Raw genomic sequence first — 19,233 nt, 5'->3', positions numbered from 1 at the left:
TTTCAATGTTTTTTAAAACACAAAATCAAGTAAGGTAATGGGAAATGATTATTCTCTGTAATTTTATCAAGCTTGAATCCGATAACATTCATTATTTCTATGTAATCTGTATCTTTGAGATATGTGGGCTTGTTCAACCGAATGCCAGTCAGTCTTTCCGTGGAAATACCTAAATATCTTTTTGCAATTGTGGTAATTGCAGATATACCATAAAACATACTATGAATCAGTACATTGAAAAATGGTTGCTTAATATCTAGTGATAAAATCACAAGCTTGCCGCCAGGCCTTAATATTTCAAAACACTTTTTTAACAATCTAATCTGTTCTCGATGCTCAATTAGATATAATACATGATGTATAACTATTGCATCAAATAAGCAGCTTTCATCAATTTCATGAATCGATGAGCAGATATATTTGATATTTTTATTATTATTGAAATCACCTATTGCCCTTGTTATCCTCTCATTATTTATATCCAAACCTAATATATTTCTATCACTAGATACTTCTGAGATAAATCTGCAATAGTTACCCTCTCCACAACCTAAGTCCAGAATATCACCTTTATCAGGCAAGAGGATCTCTGTTTCATAAATAGGTGCAGTAAAATATTTAAATCTCCATAATAAACTATGTATTGAAATAGAAGAGTAATCCCTATTAAAGACCTTTCTCCATGTTCTGAGGATATCTTTATTGTCATTAGTGTTCATAATCATTTTTTTAGATATATCAACATCTGTTTACTTATTGCAAGACTTAAAAGGAATCACTGCACTCCAACCTAAAGTATCTTCCAATCGGGGAATGCGAGTTGGTTTGTTATTCTTATATATCTGCAATGCATTGTCTTTGTAAAGCAGTGTTACATCTTTCATCTTATCCGATAAAATCATACTGATCTTTTCCTTGAACTCTATATCATGAATAATAGCTAAGCGTGTATTAAAATCAGGGACTGTAAATATATAGTACTCAACACTATCTGGATACCTATAATCCATTTGCCATGCATGTTGGCGATTTGCAATATAGTTTGCTAAGAATATGTCATCAAAATATGCTACGGATGCATTGTCAGGTACCATTCTTTTAATATCAGACAATATCAGATGCTTCTCTTTTGTCATTTCAAGTGGTTTAAGCACCTGTCTGATATTGGTAGGATAATTTGCTACCTTTGTTAGATTGTCTCTTTTAAAATAATTATTCAGTCCGAGCCATGGATATCTTAATGTCGTCAACAGAGTCATTGATATAATGCATGCAAATAAAAATATTTTAGATATATTAATACGGCTTGATACTGCTATCGTATTATCCTTATCTGTTTCAGTATTTATACAAGCTACAAATGCCGACAGATAAATTGGAACAACCCATGCAGCAGTTCTATGTACATCCCATCCGGATAAGCGAAATGAATTTACAAAAGCATTTATCAATGCCAATAAAACTAGACCAATAATATAATAATTCCATCTGCCTTGCCTTCTCAGCCCATATATTGGTAAAAAAGCTACTGTAAGAAACATTATACTAACATACTCTAATTGGTCAAATTGTCTCCATAAAAGCGTATCGACAGCTTGACCATTATTTACCCAGCCCTGTATTTGTTTTATAACAAAATCATTAATTATGTTGACGTTAGCTACAGTAGACAGTGTCATACCACACAAGCTTTGTTTCCAAACAATCTTATCACAAAGCGTTACTACAAAACCTATCATAAATGCAATTGTTCCATTAATTTTTGCTCTATAAAATATCGCTGTAACTATCCCTATCATCATTGCCATAATGGAATATGGTAAACTAATAAGCGAAAACATAAGCACAGTAAAATAAAACCAACCCCACTTCCTCGCAAATAATGATGCAAATACATATGGTAATATTCCATAGGCTATATTCTCAAATATCCCATGATAAAATACGGAGTGCTCAAGCTGAGGCAGCAATAAATATCCAGCAGCACCCATAACCGACAGGGCCTTACTAGCTTTCAGCATCCTAATCGCAATATACATACCAATTGAGCCTAAAGGAAATACAACCAACGCTATAGAGTATATATTCATCGGTGGGTATGGATGCAAATAATATAGCGGGGTCAACAATAATATAGGCAGCCAATATTGTCCAATGGAAAAGATCGAGGCATAATAGTATGGAGTACCGATTAAATATCTCATAGATGAGTAAATAGCGTTCTCAGGTTTAAAGCCATGCGTTAGATTATATAGCATTTGATTAAAGCAGGCAGAATCTCCGCCACCCGATATGCTAAACGTATATGGATTTGTAAATAAGTATATATTCATATAAAAAAGAAAAGATATTACAAATAAAATCATAACAGCAAATGCGTATTTATTTATATAATATGAGCATTTCTCATGGAAAATCTGAGAAATAAAATATTTTCGAGTAATATAAATTAAAAGCACTAATATTAATACAATAATTGGTATACTATATAATTCATAAAAACCAAAGATAGTAATGCAATTCTTATTTTCACAATAATATTCAGTTGCATATTTCTTAATAAATATAGTGAAATCACTGGTATTGAACAGTCTTTTGAAATTCACGTAGTGTGAATAAAGATAAATAGCACTAAAGACTATATACGATATAATGAAATAGATAATTGATTTTATAAGTGTCATGTTCTTTCCATATGGTGATAATTCGTTAACGCTGACAGTAATATAGATAAAGTACAGAGAATTAGTCAATAGACGTATGTCAAGCTGTCAAGCCAAAGCAAGATGTCATATTGGCTTAACAGCCCAAAGACAGCTAAGGGGGACTGAGAGGCACAAAGAGAGAAATTAAAGGTGATATGGGGATTGGCCTTGATGTCTTAACGGATATAAATAAAGATAGGCTTATATAAATAATATATATCATGGAATATTAGCTAATTATGAGATAGTCATGATTGTTTAGTAGCCATAGGTCTAAAATTACTATACAGGAGCTTGGCTTGACATGATGCTATTGACAACTCTACATGTACATACATTATAATATCGGCAGCATAAGGTTGCTGAATAGGCTGCTTAAAAAATCAATGAATGGAGGAAGTATGTTTAAGAATGTCAAGATTAGCGTTCGTTTGTTTTCGTTGGTTGGGTTTATGGCGGTAATTGTTGTCTTGCTTGGGGTCTTTGGTCTTAGCTCATCAGCAAGCATTAACAAGAACTTTAACACTCTTTATGCCGACAGAATGGTTCCCGTTGGAGACCTTGCGGTTATAAACGACAAAATGCGCGAAAATATCCAGCAGTTGCTGCTTGCCTCGTTCCATGACCCGATACTGGAGGTCAGCAAGGTACATAACTCCGACCACCCTATAACTAAGCATACAGACAAAATCGAGGCCAATCTAGGCGAGATAACTAAATTGTGGACAAGCTATATGGCCACATACCTGACACCCGAAGAAAAAACACTGGCTGATAAATTTGCCGATGACAGAGAAAAGTTTGTAAGCGAAGGCCTTAAACAGGGTATCATTTACCTCAAAAAAGGGGAGTTTAACGACGCGAATTTATTTACCGTAAAAAAAATCCTGCCATTGTATGCTAAGGCCAAAGGCAGCTTCGATGAACTGATAGCCCTCCAATTTAAAATCGCAGTTGAACTTGATGCTACTAATACACAGACAGTCAGCCGGATCAAAAATCTGTCGATAGTCACAATTATAGTATGCCTGACACTTTCGATTCTCTTTGCATGGTGGATAATAAACAACGTGACAAGGTCAATAAAAGAGGGGCTAAAAGTAGCAGGCAGCCTTGCAGATGGAGACCTTAACGTAGATATTAATATCACAAGCAACGACGAGACAGGACAGCTTCTAAATGCGATGAAAAATATGGTCGATAAACTAAAGGAAGTAATTGGAAACGTGCGAACAACGGCCAGTAGTGTAGCGCTAAGCAGCAATGAGTTAAGCGCAAACGCCCAGAGAATATCTGAAGGGGCCACAGAGCAGGCAGCCTCAGTGGAGGAGACATCGTCGTCAATGCATCAGATGAGTTCCAACATACAGCAAAATACAGAAAATGCCGTGCAGACAGAAAAACTTGCATCAAAGGCCTCCTCAGACACGGCAGTAAGCGGCAAGTCAGTAACAGACTCTGTTAGTGCAATGAAGGAAATTGCCAGCAAAATATCCATCATAGAGGAAATCGCCAGACAGACAAACCTCCTTGCCCTAAACGCAGCAATAGAGGCCGCACGCGCTGGTGAACACGGCAAGGGATTTGCAGTCGTGGCCTCTGAGGTAAGAAAACTCGCCGAGCGTTCACAAAAAGCCGCAGGAGAAATAACCCAACTCTCGGCAACAAGCGTCAACATAGCCGAAACAGCAGGAGACATGCTGTCAAAACTTGTACCAGATATTCGCAAGACCTCAGAACTGATTCAGGAAATCGCCGCTGCAAGCAACGAACAGAACACCGGGGCCCAGCAGATTAACAAGGCCCTGCAGCAGCTCGACCAGGTGATTCAACAAAATGCCTCATCCGCCGAAGAACTAGCCTCCACATCAGAAGAACTAAACTCACTGGCAGAAGAACTTCAGTCTGCAATCAGTTTCTTCAGAATAGGAGAAATGACTACGCCCATTCGCACTGCTGCAGCAAGAAAGCCCAAAATAATCAAACAAATTACACACGCCAAACCACTGGTCAAACAAGGATAACATAAAGAGTAAAGCACCGGGGAGAGAAAACCTCCCCGGTGGCCTCTATGTAATTTGCCTTGCCGGAATTTACCTAGTCAGTGTTTAAACACCCTCTGTCCAGTGAAAACCATCGTCACCTTTGGGTCAGCCTCGTTACATGCGGTTATAGATTCAAAGTCGCGCTCAGACCCCCCGGCATGAACTATTGCACTTACACCCTCCTCAATACCTACATCTACTCCGTCTCTGAACGGGAAAAAGGCATCTGAAATCATCGCCGAACCAATCAGCCCGCCACGAGCCTGTTTTGTCTCCACAGCAATCTCATCAAGCTCATCTCTCTTGCGTTTACCCTCTTTGACCTCCAGCTCAAATACCTTTAACGCAATTCCATGCCGCTTGAAACAAAGCGCATCGGCATACTTCGTATAGGCCTTAAACACGGCTATCTCGGCTACCCCTACCCTGTCCTGTTCGCCTGTGCCAATACCTACAGTAACGCCGTCTTTTACATATATCACGGAGTTTGAAGAAATCCCCTGTTCAATGTTCCAGCCAAACAGCATATCCTCATATTCACTGTCTGTCGGGTGCCTTTCTATTGTATATTCAACGCCCTTAAAGGTAGTTTTTGCAAGCTGGAAATCCTCCTTCTTTCTTATCTTGTTCGTCTGTGACTGCTGAATTATCAACCCTCCATCTATAAGCGCCTTAAAATCAATATATTTCATATCACGGTATCCGGCAAGCTCTGCCATCTGTCTGAGACGTATTATCCTGAGATTCTTCTTCTTCGTCAAAACAGACAATGCCCCCCCCTCAAACTCCGGCGCCGCCACGACCTCCAGATAATTGGCCGCAATTGCCTCAGCCGTTGCCTTATCAACCGGTCTGTTCAAGGCAAGACACCCGCCAAAGGCAGCAATCCGGTCAGCCATATCTGCCTTTAAGTATGCCTCTTCAATAGTGCCTCCATAGGCAGCCCCGCAGGGATTATTGTGCTTTAATATAACGGCTGCCGGTCTTTGCGTAAGATACTTCAGTATGTTCAGCGCATTATCGAGGTCAGTAAGATTTGTCTTACCTGGATGTTTCCCAGCCTGAACCATGTCCTCTTCAGTGATAGCGCTTACCAGACCCTTCCCCGGCCTTATATACTCGCACCCGGCAATAGTGAGATTCCCGTTTACCAGCTCATAGACAGCCGCCTCCTGATCGGGGTTTTCCCCGTAGCGCAGACCCTTTTCTATTAATTCACCGGTCTTTTCGTCCGGGATTTTCCATGTCCTTTTTCTATAAACCAGTGTTGTATCTCCAAGCGTTATAGTCAAGTCATCCGGAAAGTGATCATCAAGGATTGTCTTATACATCTTTTTAAGTTCTGCCATTGTTTATCGCTCCTGTTGGTGTTTAAGCTGGCCCTTTAACAGCATAGAGCCTTTTGTTAGATTCAGATGCGAGGCTATGACGTCGCATTTTGCCTGAAATAAAAAAACAATATTCTTGTGCCTGCAGCCATCAAGGGTCTCGAAATTCCCCTGCCCCTTGCTTATCACAAAAGAATGCCTCTCATATTCCTTAATAAAATCCTGACTGCAAAAGTTTAAGTCAGTACCCACTGCATCCGATCCATTGTCCATCACATGGCAGTGCTTGTCAATACCAGTCATCAGGGCATCTTCCATTGTTGAGTCATTTATTACCGGGGCGCCTTTGACAACCGCAGTAACACGCTTACCCATCCCTGTAAGAACCTCAATCAACAGCTTGTCAAAGACTATCTCACCGGCATTATCAAACAAATATAGAATCTCGTCATGCCTTTGCAGCTCTGCCTTAAAAAAATCGAAATCATCCACCGCGATTACATCTTCAAGGGCGCGGGCGATTGTCTTTTCCACGTCAAAGGACTCGTATATGCCGAAGTCGATGATGTTTCCAGCAATTGCTATACGCGCAGCGCTCCAAAGCGGGTCTCTGCTGTTAAACACCTGATGCCTAAGCCCCTGATAAAGCCCCAGTGCAAACTCATTGTACTTGCGTTTCAATACAGCATACGGATCAAGCCCCGTCCTCTGCTTTATTGTCCGATACATAAAGGTGGTTGCATATGCCGGGGTCCTCTCGACATCCACATCTCTTAGTATGCCAAGCACTTCCCTGATTATCTGATAGCGCGCGGCATCATCCACATCAAGCTGAGAAAGCGCAGTAACAGTCTGCCGTAAAAAGCACGGGAAACAATCTAAGGAAACTTTTATCATTTCGCCGTCTTCAGGTAGTTAGCAATGGCTGCATCGTAACCTGAGATCACTTTAAACACCTTTAAGGCAAGCCCAAAGCGAAAGTCATAACTCAACCCGCCGCCTGATGTACTCATCTCACTAATAATTCTATCATAATCGGCTGGGTCTATGACCGGGGCGACGTCCTTAAAATTCTTAGCCGCAGCGCGCAGCATAGTCGGGCCGCCTATGTCGATATTCTCTATGGCATCGTCAAAAGTTACGCCGGGCTTTGCAACTGTCTTCTCAAATGGATAGAGATTTACCACAACAAGGTCAATGGTCTTAATGCCGTGTGCTGCAATAACAGTCATATCGGCGGGATTGTCTCTGCGGGCAAGTATGCCGCCATGCACCTTTGGGTGAAGTGTCTTGACCCTGCCGTCAAGCATTTCAGGGAACCCAGTGTATTCTGATATCTCAGTTGCAGCAACACCGGCATCTCTCAGCGATTTGGCGGTTCCACCGGTTGAAAATATCTTTACACCCATCTCCTGAAGTCTTTTAGCAAACTCCACAACACCTGTCTTGTCTGATACGCTGATAACGGCATTTTCTATCTTGCTCAAGCCATACCTCCTCAATAATTAATAATTGATTTTAACATCTTATATTATTTCAGGTAAAGAATATGTTAGAATGTATCCCATCAAATTATGAAGAAGATAGCGGTAATAATAATATTTATCATCCTGAGCGCATTATCAGCCGGTGCCGAAGAGACAGCCATACCAGCCGACAACGCCTCTACAGTTGCAATAAGCTGGAATAAAGGCGGCGGCACTGTCATAGACGCCGATAAACTCGACTATGACGGCGCAAAAAAAATATACTATCTCACCGGCAACGTTGAGATATCCTCAAAGAAAGACAACTCTACAGTCACAGCAGACTACGCCGAATTCTACGAGGACAGCTCTCTGGCCGTACTCAAGGGAAACGTAATATATGAAGACAACGATGTCAGGGCGCTTGCAGAAGAGGCAGAACTCTATACCGATAATAACACCGGTTTTCTGACCCGAGCAAGACTGCTCTTCAAAAAAGACAACTACCACGTCAGAGGCGAGACAATACAAAAACTCAACTCCGACAACTACTACGTTGAAAAAGGCTCCATAACAACCTGTGACGCCCCTGTACCGGCCTGGTGTTTTTATGCAGATGAGACCTCAATACAGTTGAATGAAGAGGTAGTCTCGAAAAACGTTACTATGCGTGTAAATGACGTCCCGTTACTTTATTCACCTATATTCTCTCAGGCGCTAAGGCGAAAGACCGGCTTCCTGATGCCGGTAGTAGGTTATAATTCTTTCAAAGGGACTTTTGTCAGCGTACCGTTTTTTTGGGCAATATCTGAAAACAGGGACATGACTATAGTCCCGGAATATTATTCAAAAAGAGGCGAAGGCCAGGGTATCGAATATAGATACATTGAGAAAGGCGGCATCGAGGGCAGATGGTGGCTTTATCATCTGCGAGACAGAAAAGACGACAAGAACTATTTTCAAATCGTAGGGAAGCACAACCATATTACAGAGAGCGGGTTTTCAACCATGTTGGATGTTAATTATCTGAATCAAAAAGACTATTACCAGTTGTACAGCCCATCGGTTCAAAAGAGCATCTCGCGTTACATCGAATCCACAGGCGAGGTTGCGTATTCAACCGAGAAAATCAGGACATATCTGCTTTCACAGTACTGGGTGGATTTGCAAAACTCAAACGGCTACGTATCACAGCGTGTCCCTGAGCTTGGGTTTACCGTCCATCCTATAGAAATAACACCGGTAGACGCCTTTTCTATGAGGTCAGCGATGACGAACTTCATCTCCGAACACAGCATAAAAGGAGAGCGGTTCGACATATACCCAAAGGTTTACTGGTCAATAGGAGACGGCATAAGGTTCACCCAAACGCTTGGCGCGCGCGAGACCTTTTACAAACTTTCGCAGACTGTCGATGGCAGGAACACTATAAACAATTTTGCCGGGGTCTATAACGCCTCACTCGATGCCACACTGGTCAAAGACTACTCATCATTTACGCATATATTTGAACCGTCGGTGAGATTCAACTACATATCAAACGACATATACACGGACAACGACACCTACCCTGCCCCGATTTTGGACTCTACGGAGCTGTTCAAAAAGACCGCCTCTACCGAGCTTGCCCTTATGAATTATCTCAGGAACAATAACGGGACATTTCTATTTGTTAATCTTGTAAACTCATATGACGCCCTTGACACAAGTTACAGGCTTCAGCCAATGAAACTACAACTGACGTTTAAAAAACCGTTTACCTTGAAGGCCGAGGCATATTATGATTTCAAAACCGGCACAATAACTAAAGTCAACTCAACAGTCAGCCTAAAGTTGTCTGACCAAGTTACATTCTCACTAGGGGAGCGATATAACGTGCCCAACAATATTACGTATCTAACCGGCACATTTGACTTCGTACTAAGCAAGGAATACGCCTTAAGAACCAACACATGGTATGATGCGAGAATCGGTGAGGCCAAGTACTACAGCCTGGATTTGTTTTATAAGCAACAGTGTTGGGGGCTTAATTTCAGAGTTGCACGCACACCTGATTCATTTGGCGTATATATGCTGCTAGATTTAAAGGGCATTGGAACGCAGCAGCTGTTCACGTTTGGCAATACCGGGGGCTGATGCCGCAGCAGTTATTAAGCATTCTTGAATGATTTTTATTTCTAAAGAAGCTACACGGCTGAAACTGTATTACCGGTACTTATACTATTTATCCATCCTGCTGTGCCTATTATATCTCACTAATACAAGCTGGCTTAAATGGGGCGATATACTTGTCGATACCTTTACAACTAATATTTATATACCGGATAAGATTTTAAAAGGGGCCGTTCTATATAAGGATATCTATACTAATGTTGGACTATTACAGCCATATTTACTTGCTTTCCTTTTCAAATTTACCGGCGAGAGTTTTTATACCGTTGTATTTCTTGGCATAGTTATTACATTAAGCGTAAGCCTTATGCTGTATAAACTATCCAGATTTTTTCTAGACAGAGGGCTGTCGGCATTAGTTTCGATAAATTTCCTATTTATCTTTGCGTTTAACAATACCACTTTATTGGGTATTCTTAACTTTATCATTCCATACAACTCGAACTCGACTCTGTATTTTGTGTTTATTCTGGCATCTACACTGTCTTTCATTCATTATCTGTATTGTGATAAATTAAAATATCTGTCCCTCTGGGTTGTCACATTGTGGGCGGCGTTTTTGTGCAGGGCAGATATGGCAGTAACTGTCTGGGCAGCGTTCTTTTTAATTGGCATATGCCTGTTTTATAAAAAAGGACTCCATGCCCGCGAAATATTATACTTTTTGCTGCCTGTTATACTGACTGTTTTATCTTATGGCGCTTATCTGTTTTTTAATAACGCATTTGCGGGATTTAAATCCGATGTCGTTGATTTTATAATGGCTAGTTTAAAAGGTGAAAGTACGTTTATAAAAGTACTTTCAGGTTTTGACAACCCACAGCGTAGTATCCTAAGCATATTAAAAAGTTCTGCACTGCAAATAGCTACTCTGCTTGTCCTGATATCGACAGCTAAGGCAATTAGAAACTGCAATAATAATCTCTTTTTAAAGCTGATATTATACTCCATAATGGCCGGACTAACAGTTCTACTTGGCCAAATGCTGTATAAATATAACGGCTACAACCAATTAAAAATATTATTTTTGATATTTATTGGAGGTATTATAAGCTATTTCTATAAATTTATACACGCAGAGATTTATAAAAAAGACTATTTAATCCTGCTTACTCTTTTTTTAGTGTCATTTACATTAACAGTTAGAATACTGCTGAACTATGTACCGTCGTCATATGGTTTTTATCTTTTGCCGATGGGGTTGATATGTTATTATATATTCTTTTTTAAAACATTCCCTTCTATATGTGAACAGTTGTTTAATTTTAAAAATATTGACTACCACAGTTACTATATATCAGTAATCATATTAATAGTACAGACATCGCTGTCATTTTATTCTATAAGCCATGCCTGTTATCAAATAAGAACCTTACGATTAGATACAAATTATGGAGCGCTTTACTTTTTCGATAATAACAGGACAATGAAAATAACTTTGCTCTATCAATATTTACGTGTCTCAACCCCCCCTCAATCTACATTAGTTGTATTTCCTGAAGGCGTAAGCGTGAATCTGCTGGCACAGAGAGACAATCCGCTGAGATATTATACCTTTGTGCCGCCGGAACTAAACATGATCAGCGAGGATAAAATGATTGGATTACTTAAAGACGAGAAAATCGACTACATAGTTATCACAAACGATTCGATGCAGATATTTGGATACAGCAATTTTCAATCGTATGCAAAAGATTTATATAAATGGATAATCGCCAACTATACGCTTGACGCCGTAATTGCCTCACCACAAGGCAATGCAGCACCACCATTCATACTGGAGAAGCCGCCACTGCCTTTAAACATGCCTGAACTACCGGAACAAATAGAAAAGACCATACAGCAGCGCTATAAACCCACAGAGTTCATAGCGCTTGTCTTCAGGCGTCACTGAAGCGGCAGAAGACAGTAGCAGTCCTGGTCATCTTTTTCCACTTTATAGCCAAACATAATTACAGTATCTATGAGTGGACGCCCTAGCAGCAAGTCGAGATATTCCTCCGGAACGCCCGTCTTCTCCACTAAAAGTGGGCGCATGTATGTGTCGTAACCTAGTATTTCAAGGACTTCGCCTGTTAAATCTTTCCCGTCTCCTATTGCAGTGAAAAGTTCAAGGAGTTTACTATATGAGCACTTGTCGCCGTGTGAATTTACAATATCAATAAGCGTTGTCTGTCCCTTTAGCAGCTCGGCGCGTGTTAGCTTCTCCTCAGTGAATGCTGTCATGAACTTCTCCGTATCCCAGCACTCATAGGCACGGCATTGAGTCGGCCTTAGTTCATATATGCCGCAACCGCCCGCCCCTTCGTCATAATAGATACACTTCCGGGAACCCTTCACTTCCCTTATCTTGATAAGCTCACAATCGATAGCAATGAACTCATCGTCCATGTTATTGTAAACAAGCTCGCCCTCACGAATCGTAAACAGGTCTTTATAGTCGAGCGTGCCGTCCTTTATGAGCTTGGAATCTCCAAAGTGAAGCGTGGGGCTTCCCTTTACACAGCACTCCCCACAACGTGTACATCCGGTCTTAGTGCCGGGGGTTATGATCTCCATAGTTTCTCCTTTTACAAATTATTACTGAGGCTGTTGAATCGCTGTCAACTGCCAGTTAGATGAGCCTCTGTCTCTGACAAACGTCCAGTACTCAAGGAATCCTACCGGCACATTGTTATCACCGTCGATGATCCTGCCGGTCTCATCTGTAGTATAATCAAGCATTGAGGCAGCAATCTCAACCGTAATGAAATCCTTGCCGGTCTCCTGCCATGCCTCAGACAGCCTGACCTCTCTGACGCCGATGTTCTCAAGTTTGTTAACTCGTCCCTCTGCCTTCATCTTTTCAATATCTGCGTTGAGGTCCCCGAAAATATCAGATGCCATGATATTTCTCACCGGGTTTAAATCCCTGCGTGACCACGCGGTCTGTACCTTATAAAATATATCAGAGACAATACCCTTAAACCTGTCTTCGTCGAAATACTGGTCATAGCGGCGTATATCTTCAAGACCGGCCTCCAGTTCAGTCTGCTGATATGGCAGATCATCAGGTGGCTGCCCTGCCTGATACTGCGTTGAATAATCCCCACCGGCATAATCTACATTGTAAGAATTCTCCCGTCTTCTCGATTTGACGATTCTATAAATGACATAACCAATGACGGCAAGAACAATAATATCGAAAAGACCGATACCACCGCCGCCGACAGCAGCTCCACCATAGCCCCCATGAACACTGCCTCCAAAGCCGAGGGAGTGAAACAACATTCCGCCAAGCATACCGCCAATCATACCACCGGCAAGACCGCGCCAAAAACCACCGGCTGCGGGGGCAGGCTGCATAGCAGGCTGAACAGGTTGTGCCTGTTGTTGTGAGGGTCTAGCAGTACTTGTTGGCTGCTTCGGGGGAACATTTGTCCGTGAGCCTCTGCTTCCTATGCTGCTCTTGCTTGAACTCCCGCTGCTTTTTCCAGCACGGGCAAAAGTCTCATCAGCAAAAAACAATCCAATAACAGAAACCGCCACAAACCCAATTATGTATCTCTTCATATCAAACTTACTCACAGCCACCTCCAATTGGTGAATTCCGGTTAATATGCGTGTAGTCACGCTACCTCTGCTCCTGACTATCAGGAGCTTTTCCTTAAATCATATGGCACTGCCGGTACCAGACTTAAAAAACTCAACAGTCTTTCTGAGATGCTCTGAGCGCAAGGATAACTCATCTGCGGTTGTGGATATCTCACCTGCGGCTGAGGCATTCTGCTGAACTACATGGTCTAACTGCTGAATAGCCTTGTTGATTTGATCTGCTGCCGAATTTTGCTCTTTGCTCGCTGCAGTTATTTCCTGCACAAGGTCAGCCGTCTTTCTTATTTCAGGCACTAGCTTGGTCAGCATAGAACCGGCCTTATCAACAACAGTTACGCTTGTGACAGAAAGCTGGCTGATCTCAGCCGCTGCTTTTTGGCTCCTCTCCGCAAGTTTTCTGACCTCAGAGGCCACAATTGCAAATCCCTTGCCGTGTTCTCCGGCACGGGCTGCCTCAATCGCCGCATTCAGAGCCAGGAGATTCGTCTGCCTTGCAATATCCTCTATAACTGATATTTTACCAGCTATCTCCTTCATAGCGCTTACGGCTTCTGATACAACTTTGCCGCTTTCGATAGCGTCTTTTGCCGCAGAAGTTGCTATTGCCTCTGTTTGCTTTGCGTTGTCCGTAGTTTGGCTGATGTTTGAGGTCATCTCGTGCATCGAAGCCGATGTCTCTTCGACAGAGGCCGCCTGCTCGGAGGCCCCTTCAGATAAGTGCTGTGCCCCCATCGAGAGCTTCCCGCTGGCGTCAGTCAATGTGTTAGCTGTCTCTCTGACCTCAGAGATGACTTCTCTGACCTTTTCGACCATCTTCTTAGTTCCCCTCGAAAGGACCCCTAACTCATCGTCCACATCATACTCACAACAGTGAACGTTTAAATAGCCGTCAGATACCAATTGAATCTGTTCTGACATTTCAACTAATGGTTTGTGGGTGATCCTGAATGTTATCGAAAAAACGATGATTATGATTATCAAGCCGACAACCCCAACCAATATGAAGATATATTTAACCTTGCTAATTCCATCCATCGAGGCCTTCATAGAAACAACCAGGCTTATTGCGCCAAGCACCTCACCTTCTTTTACGTTGTGACAGAGCAGACAGTCCTTCCCCATGAAGTTCTTGCTTGCTATATAGGGGTAAACACCGCGTATCTTATCGCCTTCAATTACAATTTTTTCCTTACCTGTCTTAATTACTTCAGTTTCAACTGCGTCTGAGGGGTATTCATGTGCCTCTCCCTTGCCGTAGTCTTTGTCCAGCGCATCGGCTCTTAGTACCTTTACGTCTAATATGTTTTTCATCTGCTCAAAAAATTCCTTCTTCCCTTCTTTGATACTACCGTTAAGCATCATCGTAGTGAGGGTATTTAATATCGTGTCTTTGTACCCTTTTAGCGCACCATTTCTTACTTCGTCTACAACCATTTGCCTGGACATAATTACCGTTGTGGTAACTATGGCTGATATAACCAGTAGTGATACCAACACAATAGGAATGACTGTCCTGGTAGAGATAGATAGCTTTGCCATTATCCCGCTCCTCCCTTTTTGTTTGTGACTACTGCTGCTCGCTCCTCTTACATTATACAATAATTAGTTTCTTCAGCGCAATTTCGAGTTCCAAACAATTGATAGGCAATTGACAGGTTAAGCGAATACCACCATTATGTCTTTATTCTGACACTGTATCAGAGGTCAACTGTAAATGCCGTTTTGGACAAGAGTGAATCTTATTATAGTCAATTGTGGCTACTTCCACTGCTTGGAATAAGAAGAAAAACAACAAACACAAAATCACCAACTTTCTCACTATAGTTTCTTAAAAATAAGCTAATATATCTCTAACTTTGGTCGCAACAACCGTACCTTTAGCCCTAGAGGGGTGTTCAGTGACAACAATCTTGAATTTATCTGTAAAAGTAGTAGGATGACCAAGGCTACAACTACGGTCATATTTTTTTACAAAACCAGAAGTGACACTTAATAATGGATGAACAAAAATACACTCAAAATTATCAAACCAAAACTCTGTCTTAGTTTTTGTGTTAGTTAAGAAAAGTAAGTGGGTAGGTTTGTATGTCTCAATTTCTAATTTCAACATTTTTATGCAATCATACAGTTGTGCTCTTTTGAGGCATCCCTTTGGATTGCCCTTACCTGATGGCGATAGTTTATAAAGGTTAGAGTATACGATATATGAATACCAGTCGTCACATTTAAATCCTAATCCACAGGCAACACATTTAATAACTGCCCAAAAATCAATTCCTGCTGCAGGATAATGTGGTCCTATCGCCATGAGTGGAAATCGTGGAGATATCGGAGATAAATCACAAAGATTAACCCACGACATCGGACATTTACCATGTATTCTCTCTGTAACACTGTCTTTAACTCGCGAATAGATTCCTCCTCCACTAGGACAATCAATAACATCACCCCATCCATTAGGAGCTTGTCCAACAACCATTAGGCGTATCTCTTCACAAGCATTATAGTTACTACCTTCCATAGAAAGAAAACCGTTCAATTTAAGATTTTCTTCATCACAACATTTACCACTGACATTAGAATACATATCTTCCAGAAGTGTTTCTTCACTAGGCCCACTCATTAACCTTGGCATAACACCCTCCTTTTTCTTGGTTCAGCGTGAATTGGACAACCCCGATTCACATTAATGTTTTTGTAGAGCGCAAATCTTCGTTCACGCCCAGCTAACAGTCTGATTAGTCCTAACACGCTATCCCTCGACAGTTGCTCCTAAGCAGAGCCTGTCTCCGTTCGCCTGCTAACTTCAGGTTACCATCTCTGGAATTCTATTGTCAAAATCTTTAATATTAACTCTGTCCAGTTTTCGGAAGTTGGGCTGCCATTGCAGCCTTACATTTTTCTACAGGTTATGTTAGATTACCTGCAACTATGCTGCCTTATCCTGAGATACGGCCTTATCTTATAAAATTAGGCCCAGTCCAAATCCGATGGTACGGGCTTATGTACCTGATTGGATTTGTCAGCTCTTATTACCTCGTTAAATATCAACTGAAACGCCGCAGCATTGTCATAAAAAGCGAAGACCTCGAAAACCTGTACCTGTTTACCGTAAGCGGCCTGATTGTGGGCGCACGGCTTGGATATGCCCTGTTTTATAACTTCGGCTATTACCTCAGCAATCCGCTTGAGGCATTTGCCGTCTGGCACGGGGGGATGTCTTTTCACGGTGGACTGATTGGGGCAATTACCGGCGGGTTCATCTTTTGCCGCCGTAAAAATATCGATTTTCTGATGCTCTGCGATATGGTCAGCGTTACTGTCCCCATCGGGCTTGGACTTGGGCGGATAGGAAATTTTATTAACGCAGAACTCTTCGGGCGCGTAACCGATGTCCCCTGGGCAATGGTCTTTCCGGGGGGTGGGCATCTGCCGAGGCATCCATCGCAGCTTTATGAATTTTTCCTTGAGGGCGTTGTCCTGTTCGGCATCATGTGGTTTATAAAGGATACGTTAAGCACAAGACGCGGTGCCCTGACAAGCCTGTTTGTAATCCTCTACGGCGTCTTTAGAATCACTGTTGAATTTTTCAGAGAGCCTGACCCACAGTTAGGTATGCTTGCAGGCATCCTGACTATGGGACAGCTCCTGTCTTCAGTTATGATTTTAGTCGGCGCTGCCGGTCTGACTATTTCTCTAAAAGCACACGCGCGTGCTTGAGGACATTTTCAACCGTAAAGCCAAAATGCTCAAACAACTGCTTTGCCGGCGCAGAAATCCCAAATGTATCAATGCCAACTACGGCCCCGTCAAGTCCCACATACTTATACCAGCCAAGTGAAGACCCTGCCTCAACAGCAAGGCGTTTCCTTACGCTTGACGGCAGGACAGATTCCTTGTACTCATCCGATTGCCTTTCAAACAACGCAAACGATGGCATACTAACACATCGCACTGCAACGCCTTCTTTGAGCAACTGGGTATATGCCCCAAGTGCCTGATGTACCTCTGAGCCAGAAGCAATCAGTATCAGCTCAGGCGTTTTACCTGAATCTGCAAGCACATAAGCCCCCTGACAAAGCCCCTCATGTGAGGCATATTGCTTTCTGTCAAGCACAGGCACACTCTGCCTCGTCAAAACCAATGCCACAGGGCCGCCTTCATATTCAAGGGCTACTTCCCACGCCTTGACAGTTTCATTGGCATCAGCAGGCCTGAGTACCAGGAGATTTGGAATCAGCCTCAACGTGGTCAACTGCTCTATAGGGTGGTGGCTTGGGCCGTCCTCCCCTACACCTATCGAATCATGGGTCAATATGTATATGACGTGCGCCTTCATCAGCGCAGACATTCTGATTGCCGGGTACATGAAACTGGAAAACACGAGATATGTCCCGCCATACGGTATTAACAATTTATTTAAGGCCATACCGGTGAGGACTGCACCCATGGCAAATTCCCTAATGCCGAAGTGGATGTTTCTGCCAACTTTCGTCTGACCATAACGTCCATGTTTTTTTAAACAGGTCATGTTGGATGGTGACAGGTCTGCAGAGCCGCCTATCAGATTGGGGATTTCCTCGGATAAGGCATTGAGGACATTTCCAGAGGCACTGCGTGTTGCTATGGCTCCGCTTGTCGTGTCAAACTGAGGAAGGGCGTCCTTCCAAGTAGCGTTTAGCTTACCGCTCATGAATTGCTCAAACAGCACTGCAAGCTCCGGCATCTTTGTCTTGTATTTTTTCAACAGGGCATTCCACTCTGCCTCTTCTTTTTTCCCGTTGTCTATGGCCTGACGGCAGTGCTTTATGACCTCTTTCGGGACATAAAAAGTCTTTTGCGGCCAGCCGAAATGTTCTTTCGTAAGCTCAACCTCTTTCTCTCCAAGAGGGGCGCCGTGAATGTCAGAAATATCTTGTTTGTTGGGGCTGCCGTAGCCCAGATGTGTGGTCGCTATTATTAATGACGGCCTCTTCTTTTCCTCTTTTGCTCTGGAGAGCGCCTTCTCAATTGCTGGCAGTTTATATCCATCGACTTGTTCGACATGCCAGTTCATTGCCTCAAACCTCTTGGCGACATCCTCGCTGAATGTCAAATCCGTAGAGCCATCTATAGTAGTATTATTGGAAGAATACAGATATATTATTTTACCGAGTTTCAGATGACCGGCCAACGATGCTGATTCGTATGATACCCCCTCCATTATGTCGCCATCGCTTACTATGGCATAGATATTGTAATCCACTATGTTAAACCCTTGCCTGTTGAATGTCTCGGCAAGGTAGCGCTCGGCCATTGCCATTCCTACTCCAACGGCAAATCCATAACCAAGCGGCCCGGTAGATACTTCTATACCAGTTTCCACGTCATACTCAGGATGTCCGGGGGTTTTACTGCCGAATTGCCTGAAATTTTTTATATCATTCAATGAAATATCATAACCAGTCAGATGCAGTAAACTATATAGCAGCATCGAGCCATGCCCTGCCGAAAGAACAAACCTGTCACGGTTAAACCAGTTAGGGTTAGATGGATTGTGTTTTAAGAACTTCATCCATAATGCGTATGCCATATCTGCGTCGCCCATAGGCATTCCAGGATGCCCTGAGTTAGCCTTCTGTACAGCATCGATTGAAAGCATCCTTATTGTATTGATACATAACTCATCAAGTTTGGTCATCTATTGCCTCCAGGTAAAATCGAATCCACTAAGTTTATTCCTCTGGAATATGTTTTGTCAAACTAAAATATTTTGATTATTAGGGGCGGCGTGAATAAATCTGTGCGATAAATGCCGGTGGTAAGAAGTACGGCGGCAGTAGTCCTGTCAACACTGAGCTGTGATATCAATAGTGGACACCAAATTCTTCATGCCACAGTTCTTAGAGCTGTTTTTCATAAGCGGCTGGGGATAGGTATCCGA

14 protein-coding genes and 1 pseudogene are annotated in these 19,233 nt (G+C 42.4%); 4 read left to right on the top strand and 11 right to left on the bottom strand.

The annotated features are described in order from the left end of the window. Positions 1-2 precede the first annotated feature (2 nt). Both ASN18_RS05710 and ASN18_RS05705 read right to left on the bottom strand, forming a co-directional pair. Positions 3-719, bottom strand: a complete 717-nt coding sequence (locus tag ASN18_RS05710; protein ID WP_236861548.1) for a class I SAM-dependent methyltransferase — start codon at positions 717-719, stop codon at positions 3-5. A gap of 30 nt (positions 720-749) precedes the next feature. Further along, positions 750-2,021 carry a glycosyltransferase family protein gene (locus ASN18_RS05705; protein WP_157072852.1) on the bottom strand — a complete coding sequence of 424 codons (1,272 nt, stop codon included), beginning with the start codon at positions 2,019-2,021 and terminating at the stop codon, positions 750-752. A gap of 1,085 nt (positions 2,022-3,106) precedes the next feature. Between ASN18_RS05705 and ASN18_RS05700 the strand changes: the two genes are divergently transcribed. Next, positions 3,107-4,729, top strand: a complete 1,623-nt coding sequence (locus ASN18_RS05700) for a methyl-accepting chemotaxis protein (RefSeq protein ID WP_236861547.1) — start codon at positions 3,107-3,109, stop codon at positions 4,727-4,729. 77 nt (positions 4,730-4,806) lie between these two features. Here ASN18_RS05700 and ASN18_RS05695 read toward each other — a convergent pair whose 3' ends face one another. From ASN18_RS05695 to purH, 3 genes and pseudogenes are all read right to left on the bottom strand, one after another. Beyond that, on the bottom strand, positions 4,807-6,099 hold the full coding sequence (locus tag ASN18_RS05695) for an IMP cyclohydrolase (RefSeq protein ID WP_085051784.1): 1,293 nt from the start codon (positions 6,097-6,099) through the stop codon (positions 4,807-4,809). A 3-nt stretch (positions 6,100-6,102) separates the two neighbouring features. Beyond that, positions 6,103-6,975, bottom strand: a complete 873-nt coding sequence (locus ASN18_RS05690) for a damage-control phosphatase ARMT1 family protein (protein ID WP_085051783.1) — start codon at positions 6,973-6,975, stop codon at positions 6,103-6,105. Positions 6,976-6,986: 11 nt separating this feature from the next. Continuing rightward, positions 6,987-7,565 (bottom strand): annotated as a pseudogene (gene purH, locus ASN18_RS05685) (bifunctional phosphoribosylaminoimidazolecarboxamide formyltransferase/IMP cyclohydrolase); the annotation flags it as partial. Positions 7,566-7,652: 87 nt separating this feature from the next. On the opposite strand from purH, the gene ASN18_RS05680 reads away from it, so the two are divergent. Further along, positions 7,653-9,680 carry an LPS-assembly protein LptD gene (locus ASN18_RS05680; RefSeq protein ID WP_085051781.1) on the top strand — a complete coding sequence of 676 codons (2,028 nt, stop codon included), beginning with the start codon at positions 7,653-7,655 and terminating at the stop codon, positions 9,678-9,680. A 294-nt stretch (positions 9,681-9,974) separates the two neighbouring features. On the opposite strand, the gene ASN18_RS17080 is transcribed toward ASN18_RS05680, so the two are convergent. Then, positions 9,975-10,208, bottom strand: a complete 234-nt coding sequence (locus tag ASN18_RS17080; RefSeq protein WP_157072851.1) for a hypothetical protein — start codon at positions 10,206-10,208, stop codon at positions 9,975-9,977. 82 nt (positions 10,209-10,290) lie between these two features. Here ASN18_RS17080 and ASN18_RS05675 point away from each other — a divergent pair, with 82 nt between their 5' ends. Continuing rightward, positions 10,291-11,610 carry a hypothetical protein gene (locus tag ASN18_RS05675; RefSeq protein ID WP_157072850.1) on the top strand — a complete coding sequence of 440 codons (1,320 nt, stop codon included), beginning with the start codon at positions 10,291-10,293 and terminating at the stop codon, positions 11,608-11,610. On the opposite strand, the gene ASN18_RS05670 is transcribed toward ASN18_RS05675, so the two are convergent. The 4 genes from ASN18_RS05670 to ASN18_RS05655 all read right to left on the bottom strand — a co-directional run bounded on the left by ASN18_RS05670 (position 11,604) and on the right by ASN18_RS05655 (position 15,945). Next, the gene (locus ASN18_RS05670) at positions 11,604-12,275 is read right to left on the bottom strand and encodes a YkgJ family cysteine cluster protein (protein ID WP_085051779.1); all 672 of its coding nucleotides are present in this window, start codon (positions 12,273-12,275) and stop codon (positions 11,604-11,606) included. The genes ASN18_RS05675 and ASN18_RS05670 overlap by 7 nt on opposite strands. 21 nt (positions 12,276-12,296) lie before the next feature. Continuing rightward, positions 12,297-13,283, bottom strand: coding sequence for a Tim44 domain-containing protein (locus ASN18_RS05665; protein WP_236861546.1), 987 nt, complete (start codon positions 13,281-13,283; stop codon positions 12,297-12,299). A gap of 84 nt (positions 13,284-13,367) precedes the next feature. Continuing rightward, on the bottom strand, positions 13,368-14,849 hold the full coding sequence (locus tag ASN18_RS05660; RefSeq protein WP_085051778.1) for a methyl-accepting chemotaxis protein: 1,482 nt from the start codon (positions 14,847-14,849) through the stop codon (positions 13,368-13,370). A 289-nt stretch (positions 14,850-15,138) separates the two neighbouring features. Next, entirely contained in the window at positions 15,139-15,945 is an 807-nt protein-coding gene (locus tag ASN18_RS05655) for a hypothetical protein (protein ID WP_085051777.1), read from the bottom strand. Positions 15,946-16,241: 296 nt separating this feature from the next. Between ASN18_RS05655 and lgt the strand changes: the two genes are divergently transcribed. Next, positions 16,242-17,030: a prolipoprotein diacylglyceryl transferase gene (gene lgt, locus ASN18_RS05650; protein ID WP_085051776.1), complete on the top strand. Its 789-nt coding sequence runs from the start codon at positions 16,242-16,244 to the stop codon at positions 17,028-17,030. Here lgt and tkt read toward each other — a convergent pair. Next, positions 16,999-18,990, bottom strand: a complete 1,992-nt coding sequence (gene tkt, locus ASN18_RS05645) for a transketolase (protein ID WP_085051775.1) — start codon at positions 18,988-18,990, stop codon at positions 16,999-17,001. The genes lgt and tkt overlap by 32 nt on opposite strands. Between the last annotated feature and the right edge of the window lie 243 nt (positions 18,991-19,233).

Origin of the sequence: Candidatus Magnetominusculus xianensis, from assembly GCA_001541255.1 — a bacterium.
GTDB lineage: Bacteria > Nitrospirota > Thermodesulfovibrionia > Thermodesulfovibrionales > Magnetobacteriaceae > Magnetominusculus > Magnetominusculus xianensis.
Note: the sequence above shows the minus strand (reverse complement) of the source record. Positions and strands in the feature narration are given on the sequence as shown.